17 protein-coding genes are annotated in these 21,964 nt (G+C 56.5%); all 17 read right to left on the minus strand.

Going from position 1 to position 21,964, the window contains the following annotated elements; genetic code table 11:
* Nucleotides 1-41 precede the first annotated feature (41 nt).
* The 17 genes from metK to G438_RS0109365 all read right to left on the minus strand — a co-directional run bounded on the left by metK (nt 42) and on the right by G438_RS0109365 (nt 21,948).
* On the minus strand, nt 42-1,232 hold the full coding sequence (gene metK, locus G438_RS0109285) for a methionine adenosyltransferase (protein ID WP_026461076.1): 1,191 nt from the start codon (nt 1,230-1,232) through the stop codon (nt 42-44).
* Nucleotides 1,229-2,506, minus strand: a complete 1,278-nt coding sequence (gene coaBC / locus G438_RS0109290) for a bifunctional phosphopantothenoylcysteine decarboxylase/phosphopantothenate--cysteine ligase CoaBC (RefSeq protein ID WP_026461077.1) — start codon at nt 2,504-2,506, stop codon at nt 1,229-1,231. Before coaBC ends, metK begins: the two co-directional genes overlap by 4 nt.
* 16 nt (nt 2,507-2,522) lie before the next feature.
* Nucleotides 2,523-2,789 (minus strand): DNA-directed RNA polymerase subunit omega, encoded by a 267-nt coding sequence (gene rpoZ, locus G438_RS0109295; protein ID WP_026461078.1) that lies wholly within the window; start codon nt 2,787-2,789, stop codon nt 2,523-2,525.
* A 59-nt stretch (nt 2,790-2,848) separates the two neighbouring features.
* On the minus strand, nt 2,849-3,406 hold the full coding sequence (gene gmk, locus G438_RS0109300; RefSeq protein ID WP_026461079.1) for a guanylate kinase: 558 nt from the start codon (nt 3,404-3,406) through the stop codon (nt 2,849-2,851).
* A gap of 26 nt (nt 3,407-3,432) precedes the next feature.
* Complete coding sequence (mihF, locus tag G438_RS0109305; RefSeq protein ID WP_026461080.1) at nt 3,433-3,744, minus strand: integration host factor, actinobacterial type; 312 nt, start codon at nt 3,742-3,744, stop codon at nt 3,433-3,435.
* 96 nt (nt 3,745-3,840) lie between these two features.
* Nucleotides 3,841-4,683, minus strand: coding sequence for an orotidine-5'-phosphate decarboxylase (gene pyrF, locus G438_RS0109310; RefSeq protein ID WP_026461081.1), 843 nt, complete (start codon nt 4,681-4,683; stop codon nt 3,841-3,843).
* Nucleotides 4,680-7,976, minus strand: a complete 3,297-nt coding sequence (gene carB, locus G438_RS0109315) for a carbamoyl-phosphate synthase large subunit (RefSeq protein WP_026461082.1) — start codon at nt 7,974-7,976, stop codon at nt 4,680-4,682. The genes pyrF and carB overlap by 4 nt, the downstream gene beginning before the upstream one ends.
* A complete protein-coding gene (gene carA / locus G438_RS0109320) occupies nt 7,976-9,157 on the minus strand; it encodes a glutamine-hydrolyzing carbamoyl-phosphate synthase small subunit (protein WP_026461083.1) in 1,182 nt (393 codons plus the stop codon). Before carA ends, carB begins: the two co-directional genes overlap by 1 nt.
* Entirely contained in the window at nt 9,154-10,476 is a 1,323-nt protein-coding gene (locus G438_RS0109325; RefSeq protein WP_026461084.1) for a dihydroorotase, read from the minus strand. The genes carA and G438_RS0109325 overlap by 4 nt, the downstream gene beginning before the upstream one ends.
* Nucleotides 10,469-11,461, minus strand: a complete 993-nt coding sequence (locus tag G438_RS0109330; RefSeq protein WP_026461085.1) for an aspartate carbamoyltransferase catalytic subunit — start codon at nt 11,459-11,461, stop codon at nt 10,469-10,471. The genes G438_RS0109325 and G438_RS0109330 overlap by 8 nt, the downstream gene beginning before the upstream one ends.
* A 3-nt stretch (nt 11,462-11,464) precedes the next feature.
* Nucleotides 11,465-12,031: a bifunctional pyr operon transcriptional regulator/uracil phosphoribosyltransferase PyrR gene (gene pyrR, locus G438_RS0109335; RefSeq protein WP_131245879.1), complete on the minus strand. Its 567-nt coding sequence runs from the start codon at nt 12,029-12,031 to the stop codon at nt 11,465-11,467.
* A 95-nt stretch (nt 12,032-12,126) separates the two neighbouring features.
* Nucleotides 12,127-14,244, minus strand: coding sequence for a DEAD/DEAH box helicase (locus tag G438_RS11660; RefSeq protein ID WP_240471052.1), 2,118 nt, complete (start codon nt 14,242-14,244; stop codon nt 12,127-12,129).
* Between the two features lie 346 nt (nt 14,245-14,590).
* Nucleotides 14,591-15,793: an MFS transporter gene (locus G438_RS0109345; RefSeq protein ID WP_034285770.1), complete on the minus strand. Its 1,203-nt coding sequence runs from the start codon at nt 15,791-15,793 to the stop codon at nt 14,591-14,593.
* 171 nt (nt 15,794-15,964) lie between these two features.
* The gene (hisS, locus tag G438_RS0109350; RefSeq protein ID WP_026461088.1) at nt 15,965-17,317 is read right to left on the minus strand and encodes a histidine--tRNA ligase; all 1,353 of its coding nucleotides are present in this window, start codon (nt 17,315-17,317) and stop codon (nt 15,965-15,967) included.
* 78 nt (nt 17,318-17,395) lie between these two features.
* Nucleotides 17,396-18,124 carry an MBL fold metallo-hydrolase gene (locus tag G438_RS0109355; protein WP_026461089.1) on the minus strand — a complete coding sequence of 243 codons (729 nt, stop codon included), beginning with the start codon at nt 18,122-18,124 and terminating at the stop codon, nt 17,396-17,398.
* A gap of 3 nt (nt 18,125-18,127) precedes the next feature.
* Nucleotides 18,128-19,465 (minus strand): DUF349 domain-containing protein, encoded by a 1,338-nt coding sequence (locus G438_RS0109360; RefSeq protein WP_034285772.1) that lies wholly within the window; start codon nt 19,463-19,465, stop codon nt 18,128-18,130.
* A gap of 146 nt (nt 19,466-19,611) precedes the next feature.
* Nucleotides 19,612-21,948 carry a RelA/SpoT family protein gene (locus tag G438_RS0109365; protein WP_026461091.1) on the minus strand — a complete coding sequence of 779 codons (2,337 nt, stop codon included), beginning with the start codon at nt 21,946-21,948 and terminating at the stop codon, nt 19,612-19,614.
* Nucleotides 21,949-21,964 lie beyond the last annotated feature (16 nt).

Here is a 21,964-nt window from a genome sequence, read left to right on the forward strand (position 1 = left end):
CTGCCACCTGCGATAGGACTGATCGTCGATTTGCTCAGTGCTCACAATGCACCCTTCAATTCCTCCACGCGGTTGGTTGCCTCCCACGTAAATTCGCTGCGCCCGAAATGCCCGTATGCGGCCGTAGCCCGGTAGGTGGGGCGCAATAAATCCAACGCCTGGATCATCGCGGCTGGACGTAGGTCAAATACAGCGCGCACCGCGCGACTGATATCGGCATCATCTACGAGCCCTGTACCGAAGGTATCGACATAGAGCCCGACAGGCTGTGCACGCCCAATCGCGTAGGCAACTTGTATTTCGCAGCGGCGCGCAAGGCCCGCAGCAACGATATTCTTCGCTACCCACCGTGCCGCATAGGCAGCCGAGCGGTCAACCTTTGACGGGTCTTTCCCTGAAAACGCGCCTCCACCATGCCGTGCCATACCGCCATAGGTGTCAACGATGATTTTGCGACCGGTCAGGCCGGCATCGCCAGCGGGGCCACCGATGACGAAACGACCTGAGGGATTGATCAGTACGGTGGTATCGCGTCGATCGAGGTCAAGCCCACATTCGGCAAATACCGGGTCGATGACGTGGCGGCGTATCGCATCATCAAGGGCGGCCTGCGTCACCGATTCATCGTGTTGTGTTGATACGACCAGCGTATCGACACTCACCGGCCCACTGTGATCGTAGCCAAGGGTCACCTGGGTTTTTCCGTCGGGCCTCAATCCCTCGACCTCACCGCTACGGCGTACCTCAGCTAGGCGCCGTGCAAGTCTGTGGGACAGCCATATCGGTGCTGGCATCAGGTCAGGTGTTTCGTCACAGGCATAGCCGAACATCAGCCCTTGGTCGCCTGCCCCTTGCAGGTCTCGTGGATCCACACTATGGTCTTCACGTGCTTCAAGTGCCCGATCGACGCCGCCTGCAATATCTGGACTTTGCTGTCCGATAGATACCGACACCCCGCAGGAGTGACCATCAAAGCCAATATCTGAGGACGTATACCCGATACCTGTGACTGTTTCGCGCACAATTTGGGGGATTTCCACATAGGCGTCCGTTGTGACTTCGCCTGCCACATGAACTAAACCTGTTGTTGCCATTGTTTCCACTGCTACACGTGCGTGTGGATCGCTGCGAAGCAGTGCGTCAAGTATCGCGTCAGAAATCTGATCACAGACCTTATCGGGGTGTCCTTCGGTGACCGATTCTGAGGTAAAGAGTTTAAGTCGTTCCTTCACCTTGCTATGGTACCCAGCAATGTAGCGACGTGTTCAAGGAGCGCGCGGGCCACGAGTTCTTTCTCACCTTCAATGTGGTCGACGTATTCTCCTTGCGCGTTTAGCAAATCCACCGAATTAGGCACGTCACCGAAGCCATGTCCGTCGCCGACACGATTGACCGCCAGTAGGTCAGCACCTTTGCGTCGGGCTTTGTCGGCGCCAAGCGCGCGGACCGTCTCCGCATCACCGGTTTCGGCTGCAAAACCAACAATTACCGGTGGTCGGTGCGGGTGGGTTGTCGCTGCAGCAAGGATGTCGGTGGTGCGTTCAAGGACGATGGTAGGCGCATCAAGGGTGGCGGGGTCTTTTTTGATTTTCGAGGCGGCCACGACGCTAGGCCGAAAATCGGCTACCGCTGCTGCCATGATGAGTACGTCATGGCCGTCTAAGCGAGACAGTGTTTCCCGTTCAACGTCGGCTGCCGTTACTGCTTCGATGATCGTCAGGCGCTCCTGCGGTACTGGTAGTAACGCAGGTGAAATATTTGCTGTGATCAATGTGACGGAGGCACCCATCTCAAGGCCAGCCTGCGCGATGGCACAACCTTGCCGTCCGCTGGATGTATTGCCAATGAAGCGCACAGGGTCGATGGCTTCACGAGTGCCACCGGCGGTAACAAGTAGACGTTGCCCGTCCAACGGTGCACCAAGACGTGGCGTTGATACATCAAACCCCTGTGACCCGTCGTTTGGCGAAACGTGGCTGCATTTGAGGATACTGGCAGCGGCCTCGGCGATGACGTGAGGTTCGACCATCCGGCCTTTGCCTACATCACCTGACCCTAATGCACCTACTTCAGGGTCAAGGATGTGGATGCCACGTTGACGAAGCTGTTTGATATTGTCCTGGGTCGCGGGGTTTGCCCACATCGCGGTGTGCATTGCTGGTGCGAGCAGGACAGGACAGGAGGAGGCTAGGACGGTTGTAGTGAGCAGATCATCTGCCGCGCCGATACGTAGGCGAGCGATCAGGTCTGCGGTGGCTGGGGAAATAACAATAAGATCAGCTCTGCGTGCGAGCTCTACATGGTCAGCGTCACCCGTGTCAAAAACACCTGTATGTACCGGGTGTTGACTTAATGCTTGCCAGGTTGCGGTACCAACGAAGGCAAGGGAGGCTGGCGTCGGAACAACATGAACGTCAAAACCGCGTTTGCTCAGGTCCCGCAGAAGATAAGCGGCCTTATATGCAGCAATGCCCGCACCGACTCCAAGAACGACGGTTGCGGGCATTGGCGGTCACTTACTTTCAGGCGCGCGCTTGGGTGTCAAGGGTGAGCAGACCCTCGTTGATTTCGCGCAATGCAATAGCCAGAGGCTTTTCACCCGGTTCACTGTCAACAACAGGACCAACGAATTGAATCATATTTTGTTCAAGCTGTTGGTTATATGAGTTGATCTGGCGGGCACGGCGGGCAGCGAAGATGACAAGGGCATATTTTGAGTCGACATGCTCAAGTAGGTCATCGATCGGCGGGGAGGTAATACCCACGGGCTGCGCGACGATTCCAGACATTTGGCTCCTCCTGATTTATCTATTATCCCTGTGGGGACAATAAGCCACGGCTATAGAGTCTAGCTTAGGCCCATCAACTCAGCCAGTTTCGACACTGCCTGGTCAAGGTCGTCATTGATCACAATGACGTCAAATTCGTCTTTTGCTGCCATTTCGGTCTTCGCTGTCTCCAGGCGCCGCTCCCGCTCCGCGGCATCTTCTGTACCACGTCCAATGAGGCGACGCTCAAGTTCTTCCCACGACGGTGGCGCAAGAAAGACGAAAAGGGCATCAGGGAAAGATTTGCGTACTTGCCGCGCACCTGCGAGGTCGATTTCTAAAAGAACGGGGCGCCCTTCGTTGAGGGCACGTTCCACAGGCTCGCGCGGTGTCCCGTATTTGTGCCGGCCGTGCACGAGCGCCCATTCCAACATGCCTCCTGTGGCGATAAGCTCGTCAAATGCCTGGGGGCTAAGAAAATGGTAGTGCGTTCCGTCGACTTCACCCGGGCGCGGGGCCCGGGTGGTAGCCGAGACGGACAGCACTACCTGTGGATGATGCTGAAGGAGTGCACGGACAACCGTGCCTTTACCAACAGCAGTGGGACCGGCGAGAACAACGAGGGTCGGTGAATCCATAACCTCATTTTCTCACCTTAGCACCCCTAGCCGAAACGCTTGGTGAGTTCCTGGCGTTGCACCTGGCCCAGGCCACGAACGCGACGTGAGGCGGCGATGCCCACTTCGTTCATGATTTGAGCGGCAGTGTTGACACCGACACGCGGCAGTGACTCGAGCAGTGCGACTACTTTCATCTTGGCAATTGCCTCTTCCTTTTCAGCAAGGGCAAGGACCTCAGAGAAGGTAATCTTACGGCTCTTCAGAGCGGTCTTTACCTCCGCCCTGCGACGCCGTGCGGCCGTAGCCTTCGCGAGCGCTTCTGCACGTTGTTCGGGGGTGAGGTCGGGCAGGGCCATTAGAGCCTCCTGAGTAGCAGTGATTCCTACAAGTTTCAGGATGCCACTATTTTCGGCATTTTGTGGCGAAATCACGCCGTTTTCTTCAAATATCTTTCATCGGACAATTTCGTCGACACATTGTCGGTATGCGCGCCGCAGCCCATCAATACTTGGGCCGGCTTGAAGGATCACACGTGAGCTTGATGCCAAAACTTTCGGCACACTTTCACGAAAAACCTTTGTGACCTCTGTATTTCCTGCGCCTTGTGCACCTACGCCTGGCGCAAGTATGGGGCCATTGAAAGTGTTGAAGCTAATCCCCAGTTGTTGTGGCGCATCGCCAATCGTGGCGCCGACAACGAGACCAAATGAACCCATGTGACGATAATCACATGCTTGGTTGGCGTCCTGCACAGCCTCAATCACACCTTGCGCCACCGACGTACCGTCTGCCATACGCGCATGTTGGACACGTGCCCCTTCAGGATTCGACGTAAGAGCAAGGACAAAAATACCTTTACCGTTCGCTGCGGCAGCCTCAAATGCAGGCGCAAGCGATCCCACTCCCAGATACGGTGACAAAGTCACCGCATCCCCCGATAAAGCCGAGTCCGTATCAAGGTAGGCACGCGCGTAGCCTGCCATCGTCGAACCAATATCGCCGCGCTTAGCATCGACAATACACAGCGTGTCAGTCGCGCGACATGCTGCGATAACCTCTTCGAGGGCAGCCACTCCCCCGCTGCCGTATTCTTCAAAGAACGCCGCCTGCGGCTTACAGGCTCCAATCCGACCACCTAAAGCCTCAACGAGGCGCAGGCCAAAGCGCCGCACACCATCAGCACTACGCGGCAAATTCCACGCATCTAATAACGTGGGGTGCGGGTCAATACCGACACATACTGGACCGTGATCCGCCATTGCCTGCGCAAGCCGGTCACCAAAGGGCGTCGTCATCGTATTACCTTTCGGGCCGCATCCCACTCTTGCAGTGAACGCACACGGTAGGGACCTTTGAGGCGCACCTCAATTGCCTGCACCACCGCATTAAACGCCTGCAACGTCGTAATAATCGTTCGGTCATTCGATGTCGCGGCCGTACGAATCTGGTACCCATCATGACGATCAGACGACGTCTGCGGCGTATTGACAATGATGTCAATCACCCCGTCATTAATCAGATCCACAACGGTCCGCTCGCCATTAGGGCCACGGCCATCTGAGGATTTACGCACAACCTGCGCCTCGATCCCATTGCGCCGCAACACCGATGCCGTGCCCTGGGTCGCCATAATCGTGAAACCCAGTTCCTGCATCCGCATCACAGGAAATACGATTGCCCGTTTATCAGCATCCGCAATGGAAATAAAGACGTTACCTTCAGTTGGCAACTCAGAAAATGCTGCAGACTGCGATTTCGCAAATGCCGCCGGGAAGTGCTGGTCGATACCCATTACTTCACCAGTGGACCGCATTTCAGGTCCCAAAATCGTGTCCACCACCGACCCATCAGCGCGCCTAAAACGCCTAAAGGGCAGCACCGCTTCCTTCACTGCGATAGAGCCATCAAGGGGCAGATACCGCGCATCAGTCGCCGGAAGTACCCCCGCCTCGCGAAGCGACGCAATCGAATGACCCACCTGGATCAGTGACGCCGCCTTCGCCAACGGAACACCCGTTGCTTTTGACGCAAACGGCACGGTACGTGAGGCCCGCGGATTCGCCTCAATGACGTACAACGTGTCCGACAGCAAAGCGAACTGAATATTAATGAGGCCACGCACGCCAACACCGTGGGCAATCTCCTGCGTGGATTCAGTGATGCGCTGCATTTCGCGTTCTGACAGCGTCATCGGTGGCAAAACACACGCTGAGTCACCAGAGTGTACCCCGGCTTCTTCAATATGTTCCATCACCGCACCCATAAAGAGGTCGGTACCGTCATAAAGCGCATCAACGTCGATTTCCACGGCGGCGTCAAGGAAGCGGTCAATAAGTAGGGGACCGCGTTCAAAGAGATCAGCTAAATCTGGCCGTTGAAGGTAGCGACGCAAAGCGGCAGGATCGTTGACGACCTCCATACCGCGCCCACCTAAGACGAAGGAGGGACGTACCAGCACCGGATAACCCACTTCTTCAGCGACCGCCAACACTTGGCTGGGTGTATGCGCCACATCATGCGCAGGAGAGGGACAATTCGTGGCGGCAAGTACCTTCCCGAAGGCCTCGCGATCTTCTGCCATGGCAATGGACTGCGGGCTTGTCCCCAGGATTGGCACCCCAGCGGCAGCTAAATCTTCAGCAAGCGACAGAGGTGTTTGACCGCCCAGTTGCACAATCATGCCTTTTACTTCGCCGGCCGCAGACTCAGCCCGATAGACCTCAAGGACGTCCTCTAGCGTCAGTGGTTCAAAATATAGGCGGTCAGAAATGTCGTAGTCAGTAGACACGGTCTCTGGATTACAGTTCACCATCACCGTGTCGTATTCCTCGCGCAGCGCCATCGTGGCGTGAACACAGGAATAGTCGAACTCAATCCCCTGTCCAATACGGTTGGGGCCGGCGCCAAGGATAATAACGGCGGGACGTTGGCGTGGCATGATTTCCGTTTCCTCGTCATACGAGGAGTAGTGGTACGGCGTGTTGGCAGCAAATTGAGCAGCGCAGGTGTCAACCGTTTTATATACGGGACGGACATTGAAAGCTGAACGCACCTCACGCACAGTCGTTTCACTCAACCCGCGCAGATGCCCAATCTGCTGGTCAGAAAAGCCATGTCGTTTCGCGCGGAATAGCAGGTCTCGACCCAACGCTGGTGCGGTCGCTATTTCATGAGCAATTTCGTCCAACAGCACCATTTGGTCAAGGAACCACGGGTCGATGCCTGTGGCAGCGTACAAGTCCTCGATGGTGGCACCGCCGCGGATGGCTTGCTGCACTTGGACGAGGCGCCCTTCTGTGGGTATTGCGGCCGCCTTGACCAGTGCCGCAGTTTCGTCGCCGCTGGGTGCTGGCCCATTCCAGTGGAATTGCACACCACCTTTGTCGATTGAACGCAACGCTTTTTGTAGTGCTTCAGCATAGTTACGGCCAATAGCCATCGCCTCCCCCACGGCTTTCATGGAGGTCGTGAGGGTCGGATCCGCTTCAGGGAATTTCTCGAAGGTAAAACGCGGAACCTTCACGACGACGTAGTCCAACGTCGGTTCGAAGGATGCGGGTGTTGAACCAGTGATGTCATTGGGTATTTCATCAAGGGTGTAGCCAGCGGCTAGCCTCGCCGCAATTTTTGCGATGGGAAAGCCGGTAGCCTTTGATGCCAAGGCCGAGGAACGCGAGACACGCGGATTCATTTCGATGACGATCACGCGTCCCGTTTGTGGGTGGATAGCGAATTGGATATTACAGCCACCCGTATCGACGCCCACTTCTCTAATCACTGCGATACCAATATTGCGCAGGTTTTGCAGCTCACGGTCCGTCAGCGTCAGTGCTGGCGCCACCGTAATGGAATCACCAGTGTGTACCCCAACAGGGTCGACATTCTCAATCGAACACACAACCACCACGTTGTCAGCGGTATCGCGCATCAATTCGAGTTCAAATTCTTTCCACCCCAGGATGGATTCTTCCAGGAGCACCTCAGTAGTGATGGAGGCAGCTAAACCTTGCCCTGCGATACGTTTAAGATCCTCAGGTGTGTAGGCAAAACCAGAACCGAGTCCACCCATGGTGAAGGAAGGGCGTACAACAAGCGGATAGCCCAATTCTTCAGCTGCCGCAAAGCATTCGTCCATTGTGTGGGCGATACGGGAGCGTGCTACTTCGCCGCCACAGCGTTCAACGACGCGTTTGAAGATGTCACGGTCTTCCCCGGCACGGATGGCATCAATTGACGCGCCAATTAACTCAACGTTATATCGCGCGAGGACACCTTGTTCGTGAAGAGCAATTGCGGCATTCAGTGCGGTTTGCCCACCCAAAGTTGGCAGGATTGCGTCGGGCCGTTCCTTGTCAATAATGCTGGTGAGCACCTCGGTGGTAATGGGCTCAACATAGGTGGCATCAGCCATCCCCGGGTCGGTCATAATCGTTGCGGGATTTGAGTTCACCAGGATGACGCGGAGGCCTTCTTCTTTGAGGACCCGGCACGCTTGGGTACCCGAATAGTCAAATTCGCAGGCTTGCCCAATAACGATGGGGCCCGAGCCGATAACGAGGACCGAGTGAAGATCTGAGCGGCGGGGCATTACTTCGCTTCCTTGTGTGCAGTCATCGCGGCAATAAAACGGTCAAAGAGATGTTCACCGTCATGGGGGCCTGCCGCGGCTTCAGGGTGGTATTGGACGGAAAATGCAGGCCGGTCCAGTGTCCGTAGTCCTTCGACGACGCCATCATTGAGGCACACGTGCGTGACCTCCACCATGCCGTAGCGCCCATTGTCGTATGGGGCAACCGAGGGAGCTTCGACGGGCGCATCAACAGCGAAACCGTGGTTTTGTGATGTGATTTCTACGCGGCCTGTCGCCAATTCTTTCACCGGCTGGTTAACACCGCGATGTCCGAAGGGCAGCTTGTAGGTTCCGTATCCCAATGCCCGTCCCAGAAGCTGGTGTCCGAAACAAATGCCGAAAAATGGGATCCGCTCATCCAAGATTGCGCGGAGCAATTCGATTTCGTTGTCGGCCGTTGACGGGTCTCCGGGTCCGTTCGAGAAGAATACGCCGTCTGGTTCAAGCGCAAGGATTTCGGCGAAGGTAATCGTATTGGGCACGATAAGTACGCGCGCGCCACGTTCAGCGAGGTGTTCTGGTGTGCGCGATTTGATGCCCAGATCAACCGCCACGACGGTGGCCAACGGGTCGCGTCCTTCCCAGGCTCCCGCAGGCTCGTAGACGTAGCTTTCCTGCGTCGACACCTCGTGGGCAAGTGCTGCCCCGGACATTGTGGGTTGTTCGACGACAATTCTTACCAGCGCATCTTTCACGTGCTCGGTGAGGTTTTCTGCGCCAGCTGGAAGTGCATCACCAGAGAAAATACCTGCCTTCATGGCGCCGTGAGAGCGAATATGGCGGGTGATGGCACGCGTATCGACCTCCGCTATTCCCACGATGTGCTGGTCGATGAGTTCTTCTTCCAGGCTGCGGGTACTGCGCCAATTAGATGGGCGCCGCGCGGGGTCGCGGACCACGTAGCCCGCGACCCACATGCGTGCCGATTCAGGGTCTTCGTCGTTGACACCGGTATTGCCAATATGTGGCGCGGTCATCACAACGATCTGCCGGTGGTATGACGGGTCCGTCAGGGTCTCCTGATAACCCGTCATACCGGTGGCAAAGACTAGTTCCCCGAGGGTCCGCCCTCTCGCCCCCCAAGCGCGTCCGCGAAATACGGCGCCATCTTCAAGGACAAGAAGTGCACTGACACTCATCGGTTTTCCTTTGCAATAGGTTGGCCGCCATCGACCGTGATCGCACCCTGATAGATGGTGTAGAGCACCTGACTGGGCAGTTCATGCCCAGCGAAGGGGCTATTTGTCGACCGGGTCCACTGGGCATGGGGATCGACGAGGCGGCGCACCGTTGGGTCAACAAGGGTGATATTGGCGGGGGCACCTTTTGCGATGCCTTGGCCTTGTGCGGTGACGCGACCAATGCGTGCAGGTGCTGTTGACATTACCCTTGCCACATCCGCCCACGTCATGCGCCCGCTTTCCACCATGGTGGCAACAACAACTGGCAGTGCGGTTTCCAGGCCTGTCATACCGAAGGCGCCGGCTTGCCACTCGCAGTCTTTGTCTTCCAGTGGGTGTGGAGCGTGGTCAGTACCAACGATATCGATGGTGCCATCGGCCAGGCCTGCGCGTACCGCTTCAACATCTTCCGCGCTACGCAGTGGCGGATTCACCTTGTACAGCGGATCGTAGGTGGCTGCCAGTTCTTCGGTGAGGTATAGGTGATGCGGGGTGACTTCTGCGGTGACTTGAACGCCCATACGTTTGGCCCAGCGGATAATTTCTACTGAACCTGCCGTTGACAGGTGGCACACGTGGAGCCGTGAGCCCACGTGCTTTGCCAACAGTACGTCGCGGGCGATGATGGCTTCTTCGGCAACCGCTGGCCATCCAGCAAGACCCAATTCGCCTGATAAGGGCGATTCGTTCATCTGTGCACCGTCGGTCAGTTGTGGGTCTTGTGCATGCTGTGCGACCACACCGTCAAAAGCTTTGACGTATTCAAGGGCGCGTCGCATGAGCACCGGATCAAATACGCATTTACCGTCATCAGAAAAGACGCGCACACCTGCACGCGATTGTGCCATTGCACCCATGGCAGACAGGCGTTTACCTTCGAGTCCGACGGTGACGGCACCAACCGGTCGCACGTCAACCCATCCTGCTTTGCGCCCTAATTCCCATACCTGTTCCACCACTGACGCGGTGTCAGCCACTGGGGTGGTATTCGCCATAGCGTGGACGGCAGTGTATCCACCTACCGCTGCGGCTCGTGTGCCCGTATATACGGTTTCGGCGTCTTCTTGGCCGGGTTCGCGCAAGTGGGTATGCAGATCAACGAGGCCGGGCAACGCAATAAGGCCGTCGGCATCGATTGTGCGTGGGTCCGTTGCAAGATGACGTGCGTCGTCACCGATGGCGGCAATAACGCCATCACGGAGCAGGATATCGCTGCGCCCTTGACCGAGGATATCGGCAGCGGTCAGCAGTATGTCTTGACGTTGTGTCTCAGTCACGGGTATTTCCTTCCGGGGCAAGCAGCAAATACAGGGCGGCCATACGGACGGAGACACCGTTGGCAACTTGTTCAACGATCACGGAGCGTTCAGAGTCTGCTGCTTGTGCGCAGATTTCCAGGCCGCGGTTCATCGGACCGGGGTGCATGACAATGCAGTGGGATGGGAGCCGGTCGAAACGTTGGCTGTCGAGTCCATAAACTGAGTGATACTCGCCAGGTGACGGGAAGAAACCACCGCCTTGGCCGCTCATACGTTCACGTTGTACGCGCAACATCATGATGGCATCAGGTTCGCTGTCGATGGCGCGGTCAAGGTCATAGTCAACGGCGCAATTCCACCCTTCAATGCCAACAGGCAGCAGTGTCGGCGGTGCGACCAAGGTGACTTCAGCACCGAGCAAGCTGAGAAGGTCAACATTTGAACGAGCAACACGGCTGTGAAGGACGTCGCCGACGATCACAACTTTGGCGCCTTTAAGATCGGTGCCAGGAGCTAGCGGCGCTACCTGCGGGTCAGCAACTTCCCGGTTGAAGTGGCGCCGCAATGTCATCGCATCTAGGAGCGCCTGGGTTGGGTGTTGGTGTGTGCCGTCTCCGGCATTGAGGACCGGCAGGTCCATCCATCCTGCATGGGCGAGGCGGTGGGCAGCGCCGGAGGAGGAATGACGCACGATCACCGCGTCTGCGCCCATTGCTTGTAGCGTCAGTGCAGTGTCTTTAAGGGACTCGCCTTTCGACAGGCTTGAACCTTTGGCAGAAAAATTAATGACGTCAGCGCTCAGACGTTTCGCAGCGGCCTCAAAGGACAAGCGCGTCCGAGTGGAATCTTCGAAGAAGAGGTTGACAACTGTCTTGCCGTGCAGGGTGGGAAGTTTCTTCACGCGTCGCGACTGAGTGGCTGCCATTTGTTCGGCAGTGTCAAGGATCAGAACAGCTTCGCGGTAGGTCAGGTCACGGATCGAAATAAGATGATCAAGACTCATCGTTCAGCCCTTCTTTCCCAAGATAACGGCGTCACGTCCACACGCCTCGTCAAGCAAAATGGTGACAGTTTCTGAGCGTGCTGTGGGCAGGTTCTTTCCCACGTAATCCGGTCGGATGGGCAGTTCGCGGTGTCCTCGGTCAACGAGGACTGCCAGTTGTACGGCGGCGGGGCGCCCGATACTAGACAGGGCGTCAAGGGCTGCTTTAATGGTGCGTCCTGTGTACAGCACGTCGTCAACGAGAACCACCGTGCGCGCCTCGATGCCACTTGCGGGAATGTGGCTTTCCTTTGGGGTACGCAGCGGCTGTGTGGCCAAATCGTCACGGAACATTGTCGTGTCGATAATGGCCAAATCGGCGTGAATACCGGCAAGGTCTTTGAGTCGAGCAACGAGGCGACGAGCCAGATGGGCACCGCCCGTGGGGATACCCGCGATAACCAAGTCACCGCCTCGGTTCTTTTCAATGATCTCGTAGGCGATACGGGTAAGGGAACGGGAAATATCTTCCGCTCCAAGGACTTCTTTGCCGTCTGGAGCGGCATCTGGATATGCAGCGGCCAAGGCCATCTCTCCTTCCTCGCCTCACTGGACGAGCGTTAAAGGACTATTGCATATCTCAGACTAGCTCACACCCACGCGTATCAACTACCGCTGTCCACATGTCAGTGACCGCGTGATCCTCCAAAGCGACGATCACCTCGACCTTTTTTGTCAAACGAACGCGTGCTATATTCGTCACGTTCTGAGCGGCGTCCGCCTCGGCCCTCACCAAAGGCACGGCCAGCACCTGGCCCTTCGTCTTCACGGATACGCAGCGCACGACCAGAGACGCGTGCTTTTGCGATCTTACCCATTGCGGTGGGCGAAATATCGCCGCTAATTTCGACCAGCGAGAAGGTGGGGAAGATTTCGATATTGCCAATATCGGATCCGGCTAAGCCGCCTTCACCAGTGATCGCACCAACGATAGCTCCGGGTTTCACGCGGTCTTTCTTACCCACTTCAACCCGGTAACGGCGTCCTTGGCCAGCGAAATGACGTCCGCCACCGCGTCGACGCGCACCATCTTTTCCACCCTTGAGGGGGCGATCTTTGTCGCGCCCCACCTCAAAACTTGCGCCAAGGAACTCGCCTGATTCGTCAAGCTCTTCCTCGCGGCGAATCTTGCCGTCGCCTCGTCGATCTTTTTCAATGCGCCGCTCGGGTCCTTCATCGCCGACGGCCTGAGCGAGCAACGCAGCCGCAATATCGGATACGTCAAGCTCGGTGGTGTCATGCATTTCATCCAACAGGGTGTAATACAGGTCAAGGCGTCCACGTTCAATACGTTGGTTCAGAGCGTCCAAGGTACGTCGAGCACGGAATTCCGATACCGCTGCCGGAGAAGGTATCGCCACCTCTTCCATAGGTGTTCCGGTAAGTTTCTCAATGCGCCGTAGACGGGAATGTTCACGAGGCGTGAAGAAGGTGAGGGAACGCCCTGCTCGCCCAGCTCGCCCAGTACGCCCAATGCGGTGAACATACGCCTCTGGTTCGCGTGGGACATCGAAGTTAATGACAAGCCCGATACGTTCAACGTCAAGACCACGTGCCGCAACGTCGGTAGCCACAAGAACGTCAAGTGCGCCCTTCTTCAGGCGATCCACCATACGTTCACGTTCTGTCTGCGCAACGTCACCACTGATACCCGCGGCCCTAAATCCGCGTCCGGCAAGTTCAAGCGATATTTCTTCAACGTCGAGGCGTGTACGGACAAAAACGATGGCAGCATCTGAGTCTTGTGTGACATGTTGCGCACGCGTTGCCAGTACGCGAGCAAGCGCGCCAATCTTGTGTTTATAGGGCACGACCGCGTATGTCTGGTAAATGGTGTCAACCGTCGACGATTCTTCAGACACCGCGATGCGGAGAGGATTGGTCAGGTGCGTGGCGGCAACCCGTTCGATTGCGGCGGGCATCGTCGCAGAAAACAGTGCGGTGAGACGGTCGGTGGGTACTGACTCGGCGATCGTTTCGACGTCTTCCGCAAAGCCCATCCGAAGCATTTCGTCAGCCTCGTCAAGGACCAACATCCGCACACCCGATAGGTCAAGGGCACCCTTTTCGATGAGGTCGATAATGCGGCCAGGTGTGCCCACAACGACCTGTGCCCCACGTTTAAGGGCACCAATTTGAGGACCGTAGGCTGAGCCACCATATACGGCAACAACGTCTAAACCTCGGGTCTTTGCAGCGAAATTGTCGATGGCTTGTGCGCTTTGCATGGCAAGTTCACGCGTGGGTGCAAGGACCAGCGCCTGAACTGATTTTTCTTTTGCGTCGACAAGTGAGATCAGAGGCAAACCGAAGGCGGCTGTTTTGCCCGTGCCTGTTTGGGCAATACCGACGACATCGCGCTTTTCAAGTAGTGCAGGGATTGATTCTGCCTGGATGGGAGTGGGCGTGACAAAGCCCATAGCGGTGATGGCATCAAGTACGTCTTGAGGTAGGCCAAGGCTGCCAAAGGTCACGACGTCATCTTCGCCAGCGTCGCTGTCGTCGTCCTCGTCGGTGTCACTGTCGAAGTCTTCATCGGTATCGATGTCTTCGTCGCCGTCTTCTTCCTCGTCGGTGTTGGAGTCGAAGTCTTCGTCGGTGTCGATAGCATCATCGATTTGATCGGCATCGCGATCATCCGCATCGACGGCTTGGTGAGCCAAGGCGTCGTCGATATCAATAGTGTCGCCACCGGCATCGAGTGAGCGTTCACGGTCAGCAAAAGAAAGGTCTGGAGTGGGCATAGGTGTCCTCATAGTCGTCAAATCAGGTTTCGAAGCCAAGATGGCCGGGCCAGTAGCCTTTGGCGCGGCCTCTTCATCATCCACAACAACACCGGATTACTCCGGACACCATTACAGAGGGCAGCGCCTCATCGCCCTACCACTGTAGCGGCACAGAACGTGTTTTCCGCATTATTGCGCGGTGAATTGCCTCACCGAGGTGCCAACAACGATCCACACACGTGCACCATCTCTCACATTGGCACACTGATATGCCACAGCATCTCTGCATTATTCGCAGGCGCAACAAAACTCCCCACGTCGAATTCAGGCAGGGCGAAACGCGTGACGCAACGAACTCCTCCACCTACGCACTGACAGACCTGAGACGCTGCCCAACACTGATACCAACCATCGCACCACCTGCCAGTAAAGCAGGGACAACAGACAAAACAAGGTTCTGGTCACCAAGATAACCCGCAGTGGCACTGCCGGTAGACACACCCGTAACAAGGAAGGTCGCGCCAATCGTCATCGCCGTCGTCACGCGCGCTGCGGGTGCAAGCCGCTCAACGAGGGCATAGGAGGTCACCAAAGTAGTACCGGCACCACAGCCAATCAGCAACACAATGACCAGGCAAAGTACCGTTGACGGCACCGTCATCATCACACCAGCCCCAACTACCACCAGTAGGCCCGCAACCAACGTTTTGGCGCTTGCGCTACGCCCAATAGCTGGGCTCAGCAAACCTGCCAAAGCTGATGTTACTCCCATCGCACCATATATCACGCCCGTCAACTCGGGCGTCCCTTGTGCCAGGTGATATGCGGTAAGCGTCGTTTGAATAGAGCCAAAAACCATACCCACACTGAAAATCTGGGCAAATATGGGTCCCAGTAGGGACCAGACCAGACGCTGCGAAGGTCCAACAACGCGCGACTGTGTATGGCTCCCTCCCGTGCGGTGCGACAGCAGCCACGCCAGAAAAACGCCCTCCCCCAGTGCTGTCACTATCATCAGCGCCATCACAGCATCATGAGGACCGTATAGCGTCACTAAAGTGCCTGCCGCAATGGGACCAACAACAAAGGATATTTCGTCGGCTGCCGTTTCAAAACCCATTGCAAGACGGACAGCCTTCACACGCTCATTCGCATCCTTTTCCTTGCGGACAGCATGAGACCAGATTGCCCGCGCAACTGACCCAATCTGTGGATTTGCACAGCCAACGACGAAGCCTCCGATAAAAAGTGCGTTGATGCTGTGGTGGCCGACAGCCCAGAGGATAATGCCCAGGGCAAGTATTTGGACCGCTAGGGCAGCGGCAACAACAGGTGCCGGACCCCATCGATCAATCGAGCGTCCAACAATTGGCGCCCCTATTGCGGTGCCGATACCGACAATCGCCACGGTCGCACCCGCGACGGTCAAACCAAAATCTGAGGCAGCCACCAGGAGTAGCCCCAGTTGGATCATCGCTGCCGGTAAGCGGCCAAGAAAGGACAATAGCGGGAAGGGATAACCGGCGACGCTTATCAGACGACGAAATGCGGTAGCGGCATATGACATGGGATCGTTCCTGGGGTAGGCCAACAGTGGACTGCCAGCCCGTCCTCACAAGCAGTCGCGGATCCCACTTCCAGTGAAGCCTAACAGATAATTGCCCTTACGCAACCAGCAGGCGCAGTCTCTCCAAGGTTGACGACCTTCTCAGTGAGTGATATCGCACGCAGAAGAGCATTAATCCACCGCAATAATGAGCGGCCGCGCATCTTCAGCGCAGATTTGCCACGTTGTGGCACAAGCTTCGCCTTGTTCCCCGCTGCGAATATCCTTCACTGTATCCGGCTGCCCATCCACACCAGGGAACCACACATATGGGATACCGCGTTTGTCGGCATATTTAATTTGTTTGCCAAATTTTGCCGCACTTGGTGCGACATCGGTGCTGATCCCTCGACCACGCAAAATGGTGGCCACCTCAAGCGATTTCGCACGCTGCGCCTCGTCAACAACAGCCACCAGCACCGCAGTCGGTACCTTTCGGCTGGCACGCACCATCGGAACCGACAGCATCCGCGACACGAGGCGTGACACCCCAATCGACATTCCTACACCCGGGTAAGTGCGTTTCCCATCTTTAGCGAGGGAATCGTAACGGCCACCAGAGCAGATTGAACCAAGCTCCTCATGCCCAACGATCACCGTTTCATACACGCTGCCGGTGTAGTAATCCAGTCCGCGGGCGATCTTCAAATCAGCGACGATCACACCCGGCAGGCTCGCTTGTGCCTGATCCAGCAATGCACACAACTGCGCCACACCTTCATCGAGTAGATCACTGTGCAGGCCAAGGGCAGCAATACCAGAACGAATCTCAGCAGAATCGGCGCCCTGAATCTGCGCCATCGCAAGTAAGGTATCGGCCTGGGTGAGGCTGATACCCGCCTGCGCGAGCTCTTCACGCACACCATCGACGCCCACCTTGTCGAGTTTGTCAATCCCGCGCAAAGCGGCGTCGATATCGCTCACCCCGACCGCTTCGCACACGCCCTGAACGACCTTGCGGTTATTCACCATGACTTTCACTGGTGGCAGGGGCAGGGACGATAAGGCGCGTGCCATCACCAGTGGTGCCTCCACTTCGAAATGGAAGGGCAGTTCTCCCATACCAACGACGTCAATATCGGCCTGAGTGAATTCACGGAAACGTCCCTCTTGAGGTCGTTCGCCGCGCCACACCTTCTGAATTTGATAGCGTTTAAACGGAAAATCTAATTCATTGGCGTTCTCAACGACATAGCGGGCAAATGGGACCGTCAGGTCAAAATGCAACCCCATTTTGCGTTCTTTTGACGGGGTACGCTCACCCTGTTCAGCAGCTTTCACTGCTTGAAGACGGTCAAGGACATAGACCTCTTTGGAGGTTTCACCTTTTGCTTCAAGCTGCTCTAAGGTCTCCACCGCACGGGTTTCAATACTGGTATAGCCATGCAACTCGAAGACCTGACGTAAATGGTCAAGAACAAACTGTTCGACTATGCGACCTTCGGGGAGCCATTCAGGAAAACCAGATAATGAAGTACGTGCCATAGCTCTATCATAAAGGCGGCTGCCCCCTCACCGTGCCAGGCAGCATGTGAGAGGGCAGTCAGTCGTGCGGCGGGGACGCTAGCCGAGGCGGCAGGCCCGCAGCAGGTAAGGATTCGTTTTCAGTTCATCACCCAAGGTCGTGGTAGGGCCATGTCCAGGGAACAGTATGGTGGCTGGATCTAAGGCATTGGCCACGGTACGAAGCGAATGGCGCATCTGGGTTTCATCGCCGCCGATTAAGTCGGTGCGCCCCACCGACCCAGCAAAGATGACATCTCCCGATAATGCCCATGGGACAGGCATGGTGGACGTGATGAGTGGTGCACCGTCGTGGCATACTTCAAGCTCAGTGTGGGCAATGAAGAGTGCCGAACCTTCGGTATGTCCAGGGGCAGGAACCATCTTCATCCACAGACCACCGATGAGCTCTACCGATCCCGCCGGCATATCGCGCAGTGACTGTGGCCGTTCCCACGGGCTCAGTTCAATGCCCGCAGGTAGGCCCGCAATGGAGGCCAAGGGGTCGTCCATACGATAACGATCCGGTCCTGGTATCCACACGGGCGCAGCACCGTTATCTGCCCACCGTGCCACCTCAGCGCTGTCCCACACGTGATCGGGGTGACCATGTGTGAGGAGCACGCCATCAACTGTTGCGCCCTCAGCGTCAAGGATGGCGCGAAGTGCGTCAAGTACACCCGTAGAAGGGTCAACAATGAGGGCACGGCGAGCATCAGATGCGGACGGCGCCACGATAACCATGGCGTTGGCGCCATAGTAAGGCGATGGTATGACGTGGAGTCGCACTGCTCAGCCCATGGAGGAGCGAATCTGCTCCAACCATGCTTTCTTCGTGACGAGGGCATCAGAAAGCTCTTTGGCTTTCTTAGCGTTACCTGCGGCTTCGGCGCGACCAAGGTCTGCTTCAAGGCGCTCGATCTGGTCTTCGAGTTGTCCTAGCATCCCCTCTGCGCGCGCACGCGTCTCAGGGTTGGTACGACGCCACTCTTTTTCTTCCGCAGAACGCACAGCATCTTCAACGGCGCGCAAGCGCTGCTCGACACGTGGGTGTTCCGCCGAGGGAACACGACCAATCGCATCCCATCGTTCCTGTATCCCACGCAATGCGGCTTTCGTGGCCTCAAGGTCACCAATCGGCAGTAGCGCCTCTGCTTCCTCAAGAACAGCCAATTTAGCGACCAGATTTTCCTGATATTCAGCATCCGTGGCCTGGTCTTTGGCTCGGCGAGCCTCGAAGAACACCTGTTGTGCAGCACGGAAGCGTGTCCACAAGGCGTCGTCTTCTTTGCGGGACGCACGAGGCGCTGCCTTCCAACGGTCCATTAACTGACGGTACGCAGTGGTGGTAGCGGACCAGTCAGTGGAGCTTTGCAGGGCCTCTGCCTCGGCAATAATTTGCTCTTTGACGCGTTTGGCTTCTGACTGCGCTTGGTCGAGGGCAGCGAAATATTGGCGTCGGTTACGGTCAAATTGTGTGCGCGCTGCAGCAAAACGCTTCCACAGACCGTCTTCGACCTGCTTGTCGAGGCGTGGGCCGCGACGTTGCAGCGTCTTCCACTCTTCAAGGAGGTCACGCAGTGTTTGGCCTGATTGTTTCCAATGAATCCGCTCAGGATCCTGAGCGGTGATAGCTTCGGCTTTTTCCACTACCGCGGTACGTTCAGCCAAGGCAGCCTCTTTTGCTGCACGGCGTTCCTCGCGGGCCTCTTCTTTGCGCACTTCGGCACGCTCAGCCACCGCCTCGAGGCGGGCACGCAGACCTGGGAGGTCACCTATGGCTGCGGGAAGTTCCACTGCTTCACGCAGCGTAGCAAGCGTTTGATCAATTTCTTTGGGCGCCAATGCGTGCAAGCGATCTTCAAAAAGCTTGACGGTAGCTTCAAGAGACTCGAAACGACGCAGGTACAAACCTAAGGGGTTTTCAGGGACCTCATCCGGGTAGGCACCAATTTGGCGTTCGGAATCGCCGTCCATGACGAAAACATTACCCGCTTCGTCGATACGTCCGTATTCCGATGTTTCAACGACCGCAGGCGGTTGCGCCTGCGGGGTTGATGCGGATGTCACGGCGGGGATGGTGTCTGCTGCAACAGTGTCGCCTGTTGGCTGTGTTGTCGAATCGGTCACGATGTTCCTTCGATCTGTGTTGGGCCAGCTGGCCCGGGCGCGATGCGTATCAGCGATACGCGTTGTGCCTGTTTCTGTGGCACATGTGACATCTTAGGGTCAAAAGCGCAAGTAAAGAAGTCCATGGACACTTTTGATTCAAATTGTCATCGTTTCGAGACGTGCCCACTACGTCTGGTCGCGCCCATTAGCCGTTTCGCTTCAAAGACACCATCGACTCGACGCAAGGCTGATAACACAGCATTCAGGTGCCCCATATCGGCTAATTCAAAGGAAAAACGTGCCGTTGCTACCTGGTCAGAGGACGTAGCCGTTGACGAGGATAAGATATTGACACGGTGGTCTGACATCACCTTCGTCAGGTCTGAAAGCAATCCGGAACGATCCAACGCCTTGGTTTCAATTTGGACAAGATATTGTGCACCTTGCCGCTGCGAATCCCATTGCACATCAATGAAACGTTCAGGCTGCAACTGTCCTAATTCGATAGCGTTGGCACAATTCGCGCAATGAACCGACACGCCTTGCCCTCGGGTAATGAATCCGACAATCTCATCACCTGGCACCGGCGTACAGCATTTCGCTAAACGCACCCATATCTCGTTAGAACTCATCCCTTTGACGGTCACGCCCGCAGTGGGGGACGCCGCCAAACGGGCACGCGCAACGTGTGGAACCACGGCCTCGGAAAGCGTTTCTTCGGTACCATCGCCGCCACCAAGGTTGTCAACAAGCTTATTGACAACATTTTCTGCCGACGTGTGATTCTCCCCCACTGCCGCATACAGTGTGCTGACATCTGAGTATCCCAGCGTATTGGCTACCGACAGCAAAGACTCGTGGTTCATCAGACGCTGCAAGGGTAGGTTCTGTTTGCGCATTGCGCGCGCTAAATGTTCTTTCCCTAATTCCACCGCCTCTTCGCGCCGTTCTTTAGAGAACCACGCTTTAATTTTCGAGCGGGCCCGCGGCGAAGCAACAAAAGCCAGCCAATCCCGTGACGGCCCCGCTTTATCGGATCGTGAGGTCACCACTTCGACTGTTTCCCCGGATTCCAGGCGGGTATCAAGGGCAACTAAACGCCCATTGACCTTCGCGCCTACCGTGTGATGTCCCACCTCGGTATGTACTGCGTAGGCAAAATCCACCGGCGTCGCACCTGCAGGAAGGACGATGACTTCGCCTTTCGGCGTAAATACATAGACCTCGTCGCCTGCAATTTCGTAGCGGAGCGCGTCGAGAAACTCTTCAGGATCACCCGTCTCCCGCTCCATTTCAACCAGCGCACGCATCCAGTTCATCTGTTCGGCGGCGCTCATCCTGTCGCCGTCACCACTGGTGGCGTTGGGGTTTTGCTTGTATTTCCAGTGCGCGGCCACGCCATGTTCGGCACGCTCATGCATTTCGTAGGTGCGTATCTGCACCTCGACAGGCTTACCTCCTGGCCCCACCACTGTGGTGTGAAGCGACTGGTAGAGGTTAAATTTTGGCATCGCAATATAGTCTTTAAAGCGCCCCGGGATTGGATTCCAATGCCCATGAAGGGCCCCCAGGACGGCGTAACAGTCTTTGACGGACTCCACTAGGACACGCACAGCCACCAGATCAAAGATTTCATCAAAGGCTTTGCCGCGCACAATCATCTTCTGGTAGATCGAATAGTGGTTCTTGGGTCGACCACTGACAGTGCCTTTGGTACCTGAACGCCGCAAATCCTCTTCGATTTGGGTGACGACATCATGTAGATAGGTTTCACGTTCCGGTGCACGCTCGTGGACCAAACGGTCAATTTCGGCATAGATTTCAGGGTAGAGCGTTTTAAAGGACAGCTCCTCCAGTTCCCATTTGATCATATTCATGCCGAGGCGATGCGCCAGTGGAGCGTATATTTCCAGTGTTTCCTGGGCTTTTTTCTGCGCCGAGGCAGCCGGTACGAACCGCCAGGTTCGAGCATTATGCAGGCGATCACCAAGTTTGATCAGCAGAACACGAATGTCGCGGCTCATCGCCAGGATCATCTTGCGCAGGGTTTCAGACTGTGCGGCAGTTCCGTAGCGTACTTTGTCGAGTTTGGTCACGCCGTCAACAAGTTGCGCGATCGGCTCACCAAAATCTGCGGCGAGTTTTTCGAGGCTGTAGTCAGTATCTTCGACAGTATCGTGCAGCAAGGCCGCGACCAAGGTCGGCGTCGTCATGCCCATTTCCGCCAGGATGGTGGCCACAGCCACCGGATGGGTGATATACGGTTCCCCAGATTTACGTGTCTGACCACGGTGACACAGCTCAGCAGTAGCGTAGGCGCGTTCAATAAGCGCCACATCGGCTTTCGGATGATTCGCACGCAGCGCCCGAACAAGCGGCTCAATTTCCGGTGGTGTTGTCCTTGATCGTGTACCGAACCACACTAAACCAGAACGCACCCGTGAACCGGCCGCTGGTGGTCGGTTCACGGGTGCGGTGCTACTGGTGCGTTGATCGGTCATTGCCCCATGATAGGGC

Origin of the sequence: Schaalia suimastitidis DSM 15538 (assembly GCF_000429105.1) — a bacterium.
GTDB lineage: Bacteria > Actinomycetota > Actinomycetes > Actinomycetales > Actinomycetaceae > Pauljensenia > Pauljensenia suimastitidis.

Coding starts and splice junctions, on each gene's coding strand:
- coaBC (WP_026461077.1), bottom strand. CDS start 2,506: ATGCCCGCAACCGTCGTTCTTGGAGTCGGTGCGGGCATTGCTGCATAT.
- rpoZ (WP_026461078.1), bottom strand. CDS start 2,789: ATGTCTGGAATCGTCGCGCAGCCCGTGGGTATTACCTCCCCGCCGATC.
- gmk (WP_026461079.1), bottom strand. CDS start 3,406: ATGGATTCACCGACCCTCGTTGTTCTCGCCGGTCCCACTGCTGTTGGT.
- mihF (WP_026461080.1), bottom strand. CDS start 3,744: ATGGCCCTGCCCGACCTCACCCCCGAACAACGTGCAGAAGCGCTCGCG.
- pyrF (WP_026461081.1), bottom strand. CDS start 4,683: ATGACGACGCCCTTTGGTGACCGGCTTGCGCAGGCAATGGCGGATCAC.
- carB (WP_026461082.1), bottom strand. CDS start 7,976: ATGCCCCGCCGCTCAGATCTTCACTCGGTCCTCGTTATCGGCTCGGGC.
- carA (WP_026461083.1), bottom strand. CDS start 9,157: ATGAGTGTCAGTGCACTTCTTGTCCTTGAAGATGGCGCCGTATTTCGC.
- G438_RS0109330 (WP_026461085.1), bottom strand. CDS start 11,461: ATGAGTCTTGATCATCTTATTTCGATCCGTGACCTGACCTACCGCGAA.
- pyrR (WP_131245879.1), bottom strand. CDS start 12,031: ATGGCCTTGGCCGCTGCATATCCAGATGCCGCTCCAGACGGCAAAGAA.
- G438_RS11660 (WP_240471052.1), bottom strand. CDS start 14,244: ATGCCCACTCCAGACCTTTCTTTTGCTGACCGTGAACGCTCACTCGAT.
- G438_RS0109345 (WP_034285770.1), bottom strand. CDS start 15,793: ATGTCATATGCCGCTACCGCATTTCGTCGTCTGATAAGCGTCGCCGGT.
- hisS (WP_026461088.1), bottom strand. CDS start 17,317: ATGGCACGTACTTCATTATCTGGTTTTCCTGAATGGCTCCCCGAAGGT.
- G438_RS0109365 (WP_026461091.1), bottom strand. CDS start 21,948: ATGACCGATCAACGCACCAGTAGCACCGCACCCGTGAACCGACCACCA.